The 12353-nt window shown below is 70.6% G+C and carries 8 protein-coding genes; 4 read left to right on the top strand and 4 right to left on the bottom strand.

Going from position 1 to position 12353, the window contains the following annotated elements; genetic code table 11:
• Window positions 1-57: 57 nt before the first annotated feature.
• Window positions 58-555: a GNAT family N-acetyltransferase gene (locus ABZX67_RS00040; protein ID WP_355351901.1), complete on the top strand. Its 498-nt coding sequence runs from the start codon at window positions 58-60 to the stop codon at window positions 553-555.
• Here ABZX67_RS00040 and ABZX67_RS00035 read toward each other — a convergent pair.
• A complete protein-coding gene (locus ABZX67_RS00035) occupies window positions 527-1807 on the bottom strand; it encodes a DUF4241 domain-containing protein (RefSeq protein WP_355351898.1) in 1281 nt (426 codons plus the stop codon). The two genes, ABZX67_RS00040 and ABZX67_RS00035, sit on opposite strands and share 29 nt — an antisense overlap.
• 138 nt (window positions 1808-1945) lie before the next feature.
• On the opposite strand from ABZX67_RS00035, the gene ABZX67_RS00030 reads away from it, so the two are divergent.
• Together ABZX67_RS00030 and ABZX67_RS00025 are read left to right on the top strand one after the other, a co-directional pair.
• A complete protein-coding gene (locus tag ABZX67_RS00030) occupies window positions 1946-2926 on the top strand; it encodes a pirin family protein (protein WP_355351895.1) in 981 nt (326 codons plus the stop codon).
• A 96-nt stretch (window positions 2927-3022) separates the two neighbouring features.
• Entirely contained in the window at window positions 3023-4105 is a 1083-nt protein-coding gene (locus tag ABZX67_RS00025; protein WP_355351892.1) for an AI-2E family transporter, read from the top strand.
• Here ABZX67_RS00025 and ABZX67_RS00020 read toward each other — a convergent pair.
• Entirely contained in the window at window positions 4042-6231 is a 2190-nt protein-coding gene (locus ABZX67_RS00020) for a SpoIIE family protein phosphatase (RefSeq protein ID WP_355351889.1), read from the bottom strand. The two genes, ABZX67_RS00025 and ABZX67_RS00020, sit on opposite strands and share 64 nt — an antisense overlap.
• 120 nt (window positions 6232-6351) lie before the next feature.
• Between ABZX67_RS00020 and aspS the strand changes: the two genes are divergently transcribed.
• Window positions 6352-8169: an aspartate--tRNA ligase gene (gene aspS / locus ABZX67_RS00015; RefSeq protein WP_355351886.1), complete on the top strand. Its 1818-nt coding sequence runs from the start codon at window positions 6352-6354 to the stop codon at window positions 8167-8169.
• A 102-nt stretch (window positions 8170-8271) separates the two neighbouring features.
• Here aspS and ABZX67_RS00010 read toward each other — a convergent pair whose 3' ends face one another.
• On the bottom strand, window positions 8272-8724 hold the full coding sequence (locus tag ABZX67_RS00010; RefSeq protein ID WP_355351883.1) for a barstar family protein: 453 nt from the start codon (window positions 8722-8724) through the stop codon (window positions 8272-8274).
• A 14-nt stretch (window positions 8725-8738) separates the two neighbouring features.
• A partial coding sequence (locus tag ABZX67_RS00005) for a DUF6531 domain-containing protein (RefSeq protein ID WP_355351880.1) occupies window positions 8739-12353 on the bottom strand: 3615 nt, incomplete at its 5' end.

Genomic DNA, 12353 nt, shown 5'->3' with positions numbered 1-12353 from the left:
GTCCGTACGGGAAAAACCATGGTGCCCGGCCGGGGACGGGCGCCTAGGGTGCCGGGCATGACAACAGCGCTCCGCCTGGAGAAGATCACCCCCGAGAACGTCCTCGCCGCCTGCGAGCTCACCGTCCGCCCGGACCAGGAGCGCTTCGTCGCCCCGGTCGCACGGTCGCTGGCCGAGGCGTACGCACGGCCCGACGCCGACACCGCCTGGCCGCGGCTGGTCTTCGACGGCGACCGGCTCGTGGGCTTCGTGATGGCCTTCTTCGACATCAGCTTCGCCCCCGAGTGCGAGGACCCCCGGCCGCGCTCCGGGCTGTGGCGGCTGGCCATAGCCGCCGACGAGCAGGGCAAGGGGTACGGGCGCTTCGCGGTCGAGGCGGTCTGCGAGGAGATCCGCAGGCGCGGCGGCACGCGCGCGACGGTGACGTGGGTGCCGGGGGAGGACGGGCCGGAGGGGTTCTACCTGGGGCTCGGTTTCCAGCCGACCGGTGAGAAGGCCGAGGACGAGATCATCGGCGAACTCGACCTCACGGCCGAGGGTCCGACAGGACCCTGAGCTCCTGCAGGTACCCCACCTGTACGTCCACGCAGGCGAGGTCGCCGGAGGCCGCACGGCCCAGCCAGACGGCGTAGGTGCAGTCCCCGCCGGTGGCGAAGGCCATCAGGTCGGCGCCCGTCGCCTCGTCCGACGTCCGCATGAGGAACATCGAGTCCCTGTTTCCCGAGAGGTCCTCTCCCGCGGTCTCGTCATCCTCGAACAAGGCTCGGGCGTACAGCCCCTTGAGCGGCTCCCAGGCGGCGGCGTCCGCGAAGCAGCCCGTCGCGCTGTCGGTGTCGAAGCCGTACGCCCCGCCGTCCGGCAGCAGCCGGGGGTCGTGGTCCTCCCCGAGGGCCATCTCCCACCGCACCGGCGGCTCGTCGCTCAGCCGGAGCCGCACGGCCGGAAGGTCGGTCGTGGTGACCCAGCGGCCCCGGAACTCGCAGTCGTAGCCGTACGAGAGCCGGGCGGTCTCCAGCGGGTACGTGCCCGGCGGGACCGGGATCGCGAAGGCCGGGCCGTCACGGTTGTCGGGGGCGTCGACGGCCAGGACCCCGCCGGGTATCCGGATCCGTAGGCTCCGGTCCGGCTCCAGCACCGTCATCTCGGGGTGGTGGCGCGTGGCCAGGCGCGTACCCGGCTGGAAGAGCACCCCGCGGTCGCCGTAGCCGCCGGGGCGCGGCGGGTGCCACTCCTCCCGGGGCTCCACGCCCTCACCGGCCTCCACCTCCGCCTCGCGGAAAGACGGTGCCTCGGCCGCCTCCGCCGAGAACAGTGGCCACTCCCCGAAGGCCGGCCGCGCCAGCCACCGCTCCTCCTCCGCGAGGTCCGGCGTCGTCACGAGGGTGCCGCCGCCCGGCCCGGGCCGGTGGCGCTCCAGCGACCCCCGCCCGTCGGGGAACAGCTCCAGCGTCGTACGGGCGCAGCCGTCGTCGAACTCCGGGGTCCCGGCGTCGGCGTACTCCCAGTGCCGCGTGAGGCGGTGCAGCAGCCTGCCCCCGTCGAGCAGCCGCAGGTCCAGGTGGTGCGTACGCCGGCCCTCGGCGTCGTACACCCACACCCCCGCGTAGTGGTCCCGCCAGGACACCAGCCGGACTTCGAGGGGCGCCTCGCGGCCCGGTATCCGCAGCGCCACGGCGTACGGCAGGCCCGCGCCGTCCCGCGCGCGCGCCGCCTCCCGGCTCAGGGGCCGTACCAGCGCGCGGGCCGCCAGGTCCCAGCCCTCGCCGTACGCCACCTCGATGACGGCCGTTCCCGTCTCGCTCTCCATGCCGGGGATGATCGCAGCCACCACTGACAACGGGACAACGGGACCAGGGGGGAATGCCGGAGGGCGGAGCCGTGTTCCAGTAGCAGGAAGTTCAGAATTCAACTAATCTGGAACGCAGCCCCACCCGAGGAGGACGCCATGCCTGCCGTGACCGTCGAGAACCCGCTCGCCCTGCCGCGCGTCGCCGCACCGGCCCAGGCCGCGGCGCGACCCGTGCTGGCCGTGACGACCGCGCCCAGCGGGTTCGAAGGGGAGGGCTTCCCGGTGCGGCGCGCGTTCGCCGGGATCAACTACCGGTACCTCGACCCGTTCATCATGATGGACCAGATGGGCGAGGTGGAGTACGCGCCCGGCGAGCCCAAGGGCACCCCCTGGCACCCGCACCGCGGCTTCGAGACCGTCACGTACCTCCTCGACGGAACCTTCGTCCACCAGGACTCCAACGGGGGCGGCGGCACCATCACCAACGGCGACACCCAGTGGATGACCGCCGGGTCCGGCCTGCTGCACATCGAGGCGCCGCCGGAGGAGCTCGTCATGTCCGGCGGCCTCTTCCACGGGCTCCAGCTGTGGGTGAACCTGCCCGCCAAGGACAAGATGAAGGACCCCCGCTACCAGGACATCCGCGGCGGCCAGGTCCAGCTCCTCACCTCGCCCGACGGCGGCGCGCTGCTGCGCGTCATCGCCGGCGAGCTCGACGGGCACCAGGGCCCCGGCATCACGCACACGCCCATCACCATGGTCCACGCCACCCTGCGCCCCGGCGCCGAGGTCACCCTGCCCTGGCGCGAGGACTTCAACGGTCTCGCGTACGTGCTCGCCGGGCGCGGCTCCGTCGGCCGCGAGCGGCGGCCCGTCCACATGGGGCAGACCGCCGTCTTCGGCGACGGCGGCGCGCTGACCGTGCGCGCCGACGAGCGGCAGGACGGCCACACCCCCGACCTGGAGGTCGTCCTCCTCGGCGGGCAGCCCATCCGGGAGCCCATGGCGCACTACGGGCCGTTCGTGATGAACACCCGCGCCGAGCTCCAGCAGGCCTTCGAGGACTTCCAGGCCGGACGCCTCGGCCGCATCCCCGCCGTCCACGGCATGACGCCCGGCGGCCTCCAGGCCGGCTGACATCACCGGCTGACGGGCCAGGGAAGCTGACGCCGCGTCACCCGGCCGGGGCCCGTCCACGGGCGGCCCCCGGCCGGGCGTGGTGCGCTGGGTGGCGTGCACACCCTGCTGCCCGAGCCGGTCCGGCGCCTCGCCGCCTGGTGCGTCGTCGTCCTTCTGCTGACGGGCGTCGCGGCCGTCGGCGTCTGGCTGTGCGTCACCTTCCAGACCGCCGTGACCCCCGTCCTGCTCGCCCTCCTGGGCACGGCGCTCCTCGGACCGCTCCACCGGCGGCTCCTCGCCATGAAGGTGCAGCGGTCGCTGGCCGCCGGGCTGACCTGCGCCGCCGTCGTGGCGGTCGTCGGCGGGGCGACGTACGTCGTCGTCGCCGCGCTCATCGACACCGGCGACCAGATCCTCACCTCGCTGCGGCGCGCCGCCGACGGCCTCGCCCGGCACTTCGGCGCCGCCGGCACCTCGCTCGGCGACCTCGCCGCCAACGCCCGGGAGCTGCTGGGCAAGTTCGGCGGTACGGCGGCCTCCGGTGTGATCAGCGGGCTCAGCGTGGTGGGCGAGGTGATCGCCATGGCCGTCCTCGCCCTGCTCCTGGTCTTCTTCTTCCTCCGCGACTCCGGCCGCGCCATGCGGGCGCTGCGCTCGCTCGCGCCGCGCGACAGCGCCGACCACGTCGAGGCCATGGCCCGGCGCGCCTTCGGCGCCATGGAGGGGTTCATGCGGGGCACGACGTTCATCGCGCTGATCGACGGGGTGCTCATCGCCGTCGGCATGCTGATCCTGCGCGTGCCCGGCGCCCTCGGCCTCGGCGCTCTCGTCTTCGTCGGGGCGTACATCCCGTACCTCGGCGCCTTCATCTCCGGCGCCGTCGCCATCCTCGTCGCGCTCGCCGACCGGGGCTGGGTGATCGCGCTGTGGGCGGTCGGCGTCGTCCTCGCCGTACAGCTGCTGGAGGGGCACGTGCTCCAGCCGGTGATCCAGTCCCGCACGGTGCAGATGCACCCGGCCGTCGTCATGCTGGCCATCACGGCGGGCGCGTCGGTCGCCGGCATCCTCGGCATGCTGCTGGCGGTGCCGCTGACGGCGGCGGCCTTCGGGGTGCTCGGCGAACTGCGCAGGCGTTACGCGAGCGGCTCGGCCGCGGGCGGGCCCTCCGGTGGCGCGGGCGGGCCCTCGTCGTCGTAGAACGACGCCATGGGCGCCTCCGACTCCAGCCCAGCCGGCCCCGCCGACTCCGCCGGCGCCGCCCCCTCGCGGAGCTCGAACCAGATCGACTTGCCCTCGCCCCGCGGGTCCACGCCCCACGCCTGCGCCAGCATCTCCATCAGCAGCAGGCCCCGGCCCGACGACGCCATCTCGCCCGGGCGCCGCTTGTGCGGCAGTTCGTCGCTCGCGTCGGCGACCTCGACGCGCAGGAGGCGCTCCCCGTGCTCGCCGGTCGCCTCGGCGACCAGCAGCGCGTCGCCGTCCGTGTGGACGAGGACGTTCGTCAGCATCTCCGAGACCATCAGGACCGCCGCGTCCACCTGCTCCGGGTCCGCCCAGTCGTGCAGCAGCTCGCGCAGCTGCCGCCGGCCCGCCGCGATGCGCTCCGGCTCGGCCTGGGCGACGGTCAGCGCGGTGCGCCGGACCGCCACCCGCTGCGCCGCGCCCCCCGGCGTACGCGACAGCAGCAGCACCGCGATGTCGTCCTCGCGCCGGTCGGCGAACGGCCCGGTGGTGTAGTGCGAGCCGGGCCCGTGCACCGCCTGGACGAGGCTGTCGGCCAGCACCTCCAGACCGTCGGCGCCGTCGTGCTGTTCGAGCAGCTTGCGGATCCGGGCCCAGCCCGACTCCAGGTCGTGCCCGCCGGTCTCCAGCAGCCCGTCCGTGCAGATCATCAGCGTCTCGCCGGGCTCCAGCGTGAGCCGCGTCGTCGGGTAGTCGGTGTCCGCGACGATGCCGAGCGGCAGCCCGCCGGCGGTGGGCCGCTGCACCACCGTCCCGTCGGCCATCCGGATCGCCGGGTCCGGGTGCCCGGCCCGCGCGATGTCCACCGCGCCCGTCGCCGGGTCGACCTCCAGGTACAGGCAGGTCGCGAAGCGCCCGCCGTGGTCGCCCTCCGCGCTGTCGGTGATCCCGTACAGGAAGCGGGAGGCGCGCGACAGCACCGCGTCTGGCCGGTGGCCCTCGGAGGCGTACGCGCGCAGGGCGATCCGCAGCTGCCCCATGAGGCCGGCGGCCCGCACGTCGTGTCCCTGTACGTCGCCGATGACGAGCGCGACGCGGCCGGCCGGCAGCTGGATCATGTCGTACCAGTCGCCGCCGACCTGGAGCCCGCCGCCCGTGGGCACGTACCGCGCGGCCACCTCCATGCCGGGGATCGCCGGGCCGAGCACCGGCATCATGGTGCGCTGGAGGCCGAGCGACAGCTCGCGCTCGGACTCCGCGACCCCGGCGCGCGCGAGCGCCTGCGCCAGCATCCGCGCCACGGTCGTCAGCACCGACCGCTCGTCGGGCGTGAAGGCGACCCGGTGCTTGAACGCCGCCATCCAGGCGCCCATCGTGCGCCCCGCGACGATCAGCGGCAGGAAGGCCCAGGACTCCCTGCCGAAACGTTGCGCCAGGGGCCAGGTCGCCGGGAAGCGGGCGCGGTACTCCTCCGGCGACGGCAGATAGATCGCCCGCCCCGACCGTACGACCTCGGCCGCCGGGTAGTCCGTGTCCAGCGGCATGTCCGCGAAGGGCCCGTCGTCGCCCGGGTTGTGTCCGTGGTGCCCGATGATCGTCAACCGGTCGCCCGCCACCCCGAAGACCGCGAGGCCGTCCGGCGAGAAGCCCGGCATCGACAGCGACGCCGCCACCCGCAGCACCTCCGCCGTCGACCGCGCCTCCGCGAGCGCCCGCCCCGCGTCCAGCAGGAACGCCTCGCGCGACCGGCGCCAGTCACCGGTGACGGGGGTGCGGGCGGCGGTGCCGGCCGGCGGCTCCGCGACCTCCTGGAGCGTTCCGACGAGGTGGTAGTCGGTGCCGTCGATCAGGGGCCGGGAGCGGCTGCGTACGGTACGGAGCACCCGGCCGTTCTCGTCCACGATCCGCAGGCGCGCCTCGGCGAGGGTGCCCTCGGCGACGGCGAGGTTCACGATCCCGTCGATCTCGTTCCAGTCGACGGGGTGGAAGCGGGAGCGTACGGCGGCTTCCGTCAGCTCCGCCGGCCCGGCGGGCAGCCCGAGCAGCCGGGCGGCCTCCGCGTCGAGCGTGACGATCCCGGTCGCGTTGTCCCAACGCCACAGGCCGGTCGCGATCGCGGCCAGGACGTCCTCGGTGCGCATTGACCCACTCTAAGAAGGCGGGGGTACCGCCCGCCACCGGCGATTCGGTACCCGGCTGGGTGCGGCCGGTACCCTTGACGCGTCGAGCCCTATCCCTATCCCGAGACTGGATGAACGACGATGCATCGGTACAGGTCCCACACCTGCGGCCAGCTCCGCGCCTCTGACGTCGGTACCGACGTCCGGCTGAGCGGCTGGCTGCACAATCGGCGCGACCTGGGCGGCATCCTCTTCATCGATCTGCGCGACCACTACGGCATCACGCAGCTGGTCGCCCGGCCCGGCACCGCCGCGTACGAGGCGCTGGACAAGCAGACGAAGGAGTCCGTCGTCCGCGTCGACGGCAAGGTCGTCTCGCGCGGCACCGAGAACATCAACCCCGACCTGCCGACCGGCGAGATCGAGGTCGAGGTCGCCGAGGTCGAGGTGCTGGGCGCCTCCGCCCCGCTGCCGTTCACGATCAACACGGACGACGGCGTCAACGAGGAGCGGCGCCTGGAGTACCGCTTCCTCGACCTGCGCCGCGAGCGCATGCACCGCAACATCATGCTGCGCTCGGCGGTCATCGCCGCGATCCGCTCCAAGATGGTGGCCCTCGGCTTCAACGAGATGGCGACCCCGATCCTCACCGCGACCTCGCCGGAGGGCGCGCGTGACTTCGTCGTGCCGTCCCGTCTGAACCCGGGCAAGTTCTACGCGCTGCCGCAGGCGCCGCAGCAGTTCAAGCAGCTGCTGATGATCTCCGGCTTCGACCGGTACTTCCAGATCGCGCCCTGCTTCCGCGACGAGGACGCGCGCGCGGACCGCTCGCCGGGCGAGTTCTACCAGCTCGACGTCGAGATGAGCTTCGTCGAGCAGGAGGACGTCTTCCAGCCGATCGAGAAGCTCATGACCGAGCTCTTCGAGGAGTTCGGCGGCGGGCGCCACGTCACGTCGCCGTTCCCGCGGATCCCGTTCCGCGAGGCGATGCTGAAGTACGGCAACGACAAGCCGGACCTGCGCGCCCAGCTGGAGCTCGTCGACATCACGGACGTTTTCGCCGACTCCGAGTTCAAGGCGTTCGCGGGCAAGCACGTGCGCGCGCTGCCGGTGCCGGACGTCGCGTCGCAGACCCGCAAGTTCTTCGACTCCCTCGGCGACTTCGCGGTCGAGCACGGCGCGAAGGGCCTGGCCTGGATCCGCGTCGGCGAGGACATGTCCTTCACCGGCCCGATCGCCAAGTTCCTCACCGAGGACAACGTCAAGACGCTGACCGAGCGCCTCTCCCTGGCCCCCGGCCACGCGGTCTTCTTCGGCGCCGGCGACTTCGACGAGGTCTCCAAGATCATGGGCGCGGTCCGCGTCGAGGCCGCGAAGCGCGCCGGCCACTTCGAGGAGAACGTCTTCCGCTTCTGCTGGATCGTCGACTTCCCGATGTACGAGAAGGACGAGGAGACCGGCAAGATCGACTTCTCCCACAACCCCTTCTCGATGCCGCAGGGCGGCATGAAGGACCTCGAGGAGAAGGACCCGCTGGACATCCTCGCCTGGCAGTACGACATCGTCTGCAACGGCGTGGAGCTCTCCTCCGGCGCGATCCGGAACCACGAGCCCGAGATCATGCTGAAGGCCTTCGAGATCGCGGGCTATGACCGCGACACCGTCGAGCACGAGTTCGCGGGCATGCTCCGCGCCCTCCGCTTCGGCGCCCCGCCCCACGGCGGCATCGCCCCGGGCGTGGACCGCATCGTCATGCTCCTCGCCGACGAGCCGAACATCCGCGAGACGATCGCCTTCCCGCTGAACGGCAACGCCCAGGACCTGATGATGGGCGCGCCGACGGAGCTGGACGAGTCGCGCCTCCGCGAGCTGAACATCGCGCTCCGCAAGCCGGTGACGCCGAAGTCGGCGGAGTCGCGCCCGGTGACCGAGTCGGTCCACCCGGACGCGGCGCGGTAAGCGACACGAGGCCAGCAGAGGGGGCCCGGGACCTTTCTACGGTTTCCGGGCCCCTTGATCTATGTGGCGATGGCTTCCGATGTCATCGATGAGGTGCTTGGGCTAGTCCTGAAGCTCTTGAAGGAGATCCGTGAGGCCCGATACGGAATCTTTGGCACATGACAGGATGACGGTGAGCCTGCTGAGTGTTATGCCTTCAGGCCGCTTGACGTAAGACCACCGCTGACCCGCACGCCACAGAGTCCTGAAAAACTTTTCGCGGGCTGTGTCGTCCTCGGAAAGTGCGCGCTCCGCGGACTTGATGATCACAACATGGTGATCCGATGAGAGCCACTGTAGATCCCGAAGGCAGTCGTATACGGCGTTCCAGTTCCAGCCGAAGTATTCGGGGAACTGCAATGATTCCTGGAGATTTTGGAAGGCCGAGAACTCGTCTGGAAGTTCTTGACCTTCCAAGTGGGCTACGTAAAATCTGCCCGATAGTGGCAGGATCTCATCGATCGGCATGGCGCCACCTACTGTGACGACGTGCATCCACGGGCTGATGTGAACCACGGGTGAGCCTTCCTTCATTGCTCCGTCCACGTAGGGCTTGTTTCGACAATGTACGTCTGATAGTGGGTAGGGGTGTAGTAGACGGATCCATCGCTGCCGAACACCCAGCGCTCGCCGCCGGGCTTTGGGTTTTCCGGTGACGGATACGTTCCGTATTCCGTGTAGGTGATTGGAGTTCCCGAGGGGTCGTGTGTGGGGAGCTGGTAGCCGTCATTTCTCGCGTCATTTGCAAACGGTTCCATCCACCACTTCGGTCCGTGGAAGCCCGGGCCGCCCCACCAGCCGAAACCATACTCTCTGACGTCCCGAAGGACCTCCATTGCCTCTTCGGGAATGGAGTCGGGGACCCAGCCTTTTACTTTGCTGACGTCTCCTAGCGTTGCGCCCGGGGAGAAATCCTTGCAACCCGACAGGCCCATGGGATCACCCCACGTGTGCGGATTGTGGACGTACGCCGCCGGGTTCGGCGCCGGGACCAGGCCCAGTGGGTCCTGGGTGAGGTAGCGGGCCGACTCCGAGTCGTAGTAGCGGAAGTGGTTGTAGTGAAGGCCCGATTCAGGGTCGAAGTACTGGCCCGGGAAGCGGAGGGGGGTGTACGCCGTGGCGTCGCGGTTCCACGTCGTCGTGCCCCAGAGGGACGATCGGGTGCACCACGCCACGTCACCCGATTCGTCGACGAGTTCCGTCGGCGTGCCGATGAGGTCGGTGACGATGGCGAAGAAGCGCTCATCATCCGTGTCCGTGCGGCGTTCCGTCTGGGACAGGGGGCGTAGGCCCGCGTGGTCCCAGGTGAGAGTGACGTGGTCGGTCGTCTGCTCGCAGAGGGTCGTGCCGTCCCAGGTGAAGTGGACCGTTTCCCTGGGGGATTGCTTGGATATTCGGCGGCCCAAGGGGTCGTACGCGTAGCGCCAGACCGTGCCGTCCGGCGTCGTCACCGACGTCAGCCGGTCTTCCGCGTCCCACTCGTAACGCCAGGTGTCCGGCTTACGCGAGAGACGGGTCTTCTGGCGCAGCACGATGCGGCCCTGTGCGTCGTGCTCGTAGCGGATGGAGCCCGCGCGGGTGAGGTGGGTGCCGGTGTAGGCGCGGGTGCCCGTGGCCTCCTGGCCCGGGTGGGAAGCGGGCCAGCTCGCCTCCGTCTGGTTGCCCGCCTCGTCGTAGGCGTACCGCTCCGTCCATCCCTCCGCGTGGACAGCGGTGACTCGGCCGGTCACGTCGACGTCGAAGGTGCGGGTGCCGGAGAGCTGGTCCTGGATGCCGATCAGGTTGCCGTCCGCGCGGTAGGTGTAGGCGCGGCGTTGGACGGTGCGGCCTGCGCCGGTGACGTGCTGGTCGGTGAGACGACCCAGTGAGTCGAATGCGTGGGTCAGCGTGACCGTGTCGCCGATGTGGAGGGCGAGTTCCCGGCCGACCGCGTCGTGTTCGAAGGTGAGGGTGCGGCCGGCCGTGGTCAGCTCCGTGCGGCGGCCTGCGGCGTCGTAGGCCCACGTGCTGACGGCGCCGCTGGGGGTCCTGCGGCTCGTACGGCGGCTCAGGGTGTCGTACCCGAACTCCATCCGGGCCCCGTTGACGGTCTCGGACCGGAGGCGGCCGTACTTGTCACGCAGGCGTGTCACCGTCGCGTCCGGGCCGGTTGCCACGGCGAGCTCGTCGAAGATGTCGTACTCGAAGGTCGTGACGGCCCCCGCCGCGTCCTTGCGTACGACCTGTCCCAGCACGTCGCGCTCGTACCGCACCGTCTGCCCCACGCCATTGGTACGGGCGATGAGGCGACCCGCCGCATCGTGCGCGTAGGTGAGGGTGCGGTCGTCGAAGTCGCACTCGGAGACGAGGCGCCCAGCGGGGTCGTACGCGTATGTCCAGCGCAGTCCCTGCGGGTTGACGACCTCGGTCAGCCGCAGGTTGGAGTCGTGGAGGAATTCGTAGCGGGCCCCATTGGGTTCGGTCCGGGCTGCCAGCAGGTCGAAGTCCGTGTACTCGAAGCGGGTGACGGCGCCCATGGGGTCCGTGTGGGAGAGGCAGTTCCCTTCTGCGTCGTACGTCCAGGACTGCTCGCTGCCATCCGGGTCGACGCGTCGGGCCAGCCGACCCTCGACCGTCCACTCCAGGCGGGTCGTCGCACCGAGCGGGTCGATGATGGTGACGGTCCGGCCAAGTGCGTCGCGCTCGTAGCGCGTCGTGGCTCCCAGCGGGTCGGTGACCTCTATGGGTAGCCCTGCCGGGTTGCGGCGTACGACGGACGAGTGCCCGAGGGCGTCGGTCACCTGGGTCAGGTTGCCCGCTTCGTCGTACGAGAACCGGGTCATGGCGCCTGTGGTATCGGTGACGGAGGTGCGGTTCCCGCGCTCGTCGTAGGTGAGGCGCGTCACCGTGCCGTCCGTGCCTCGCACGCGCCGCGGAAGCCCGAGCTCGTCGCGGTCCACGGTCAGCTGTCTGCCGTCCGGCCGGACCGCTTCGATCAGCCGGCCCGCGTCGTCGTAGGTGTATCGCGTGACATGGCCGAGCGGGTCAGTGCGGGAGAGAAGCCGGTTGTAACGGTCGTACTCGAAGCGGGTGATCGCTCCCGTCGCGTCGATCTCGCCGACCACCTGGACACGGTCGTTGACGAGATAGCGCGTGGTGTTGCCCAGGCCGTCGATGATCGCGTGGGACCGCAGTCCGGTCTCCGGGTCCACGTCGTCCCAGGTGAAACGGGACTCCATGAGGCCGCTCGGGGCGGTTTGGTACACACAGCGGTGCTGGTCGTCGTAGACGTAGTCGAAGTGGCCGCCGTTGGTGTCCGTCCACGAGGTGATCCGGCCGTGCTCGTCGTAGCCGAAGCGGAGAGGGCGGCCGGAGGAGTTGACGACCTCGGTGAGGTGGCCGTCGGTGTAGCCGTAGCGGCGGATCTCCTGGTCGGTGCCGTCGGGCGCGGCGCCCGCGAGGTGCAGGGCGGTGACGCGGCCCTCGGCGGTGGTGAGCTTGAGGTGGTAGCCACCGTGGTGGACGATCGCAGTCGGGGTACCGGTGTGGTCGTACTCGAAGGTGATCCAGCGGCCGTTGCGGTCGTCGATCTGGGCGAGCAGTGCCAGATCTGCACTGTGGTCGGTGAAACGCCAGATCCGGCCCGTTTCCAGGTCGGTAACCGTGTAACCGTCCTGGTCGCGGTCCAGCGGTAGGCGCGCACCATGGGTCGGCATGACCGGCACACCGGGGGCCGGATGGGGGTAGGCCAGCAGACTGCCGTCCTCGCGGACGAAGATCAGGCCTTCGGAGTCGATTTCCAGACGTTGGTCGATGGTCGACGCCCACGCCGGCCCGAACCAGCGGCCCGCTCGGTACGACGACTCGAAGGTACGGCTGAACACAAGGGGCAGAGAGCCCGGCAGGGATATGTCCGTCTGCGGTAGGAGCATCCGGCCGGTGGCCATGTCGACGGGGTCTTTGGCGCACGTCTTGCCGTCGCAGTCTCGAGAGGTGTCGTGGGGGTCGTTCGCGTGACCTTCACGACCCTTGCCTCCACCCGTGGCACCGTCGAGGTGCTTGAGCCGCGCGATGCTCTTGAGGGCGCCTGCTCCCTTGGTGGGGACGGCTGCTTCGAAGAAGAGCCGGCCCATGAATTCGCTGGGGTCTTTCTTGGCGGCTTCCCA

This window comes from Streptomyces sp. NPDC003036, from assembly GCF_040611175.1.
GTDB lineage: Bacteria > Actinomycetota > Actinomycetes > Streptomycetales > Streptomycetaceae > Streptomyces.
The sequence above is the reverse complement of the archived record's forward strand: the minus strand, read 5'-3'. Positions and strand labels throughout refer to the sequence as shown.

Bases quoted from the DNA above. Each gene is read 5' to 3' on its own strand.
- ABZX67_RS00040 (WP_355351901.1), top strand. From the start codon at position 58: ATGACAACAGCGCTCCGCCTGGAGAAGATCACCCCCGAGAACGTCCTC.
- ABZX67_RS00035 (WP_355351898.1), bottom strand. From the start codon at position 1,807: ATGGAGAGCGAGACGGGAACGGCCGTCATCGAGGTGGCGTACGGCGAG.
- ABZX67_RS00030 (WP_355351895.1), top strand. From the start codon at position 1,946: ATGCCTGCCGTGACCGTCGAGAACCCGCTCGCCCTGCCGCGCGTCGCC.
- ABZX67_RS00020 (WP_355351889.1), bottom strand. From the start codon at position 6,231: ATGCGCACCGAGGACGTCCTGGCCGCGATCGCGACCGGCCTGTGGCGT.
- aspS (WP_355351886.1), top strand. From the start codon at position 6,352: ATGCATCGGTACAGGTCCCACACCTGCGGCCAGCTCCGCGCCTCTGAC.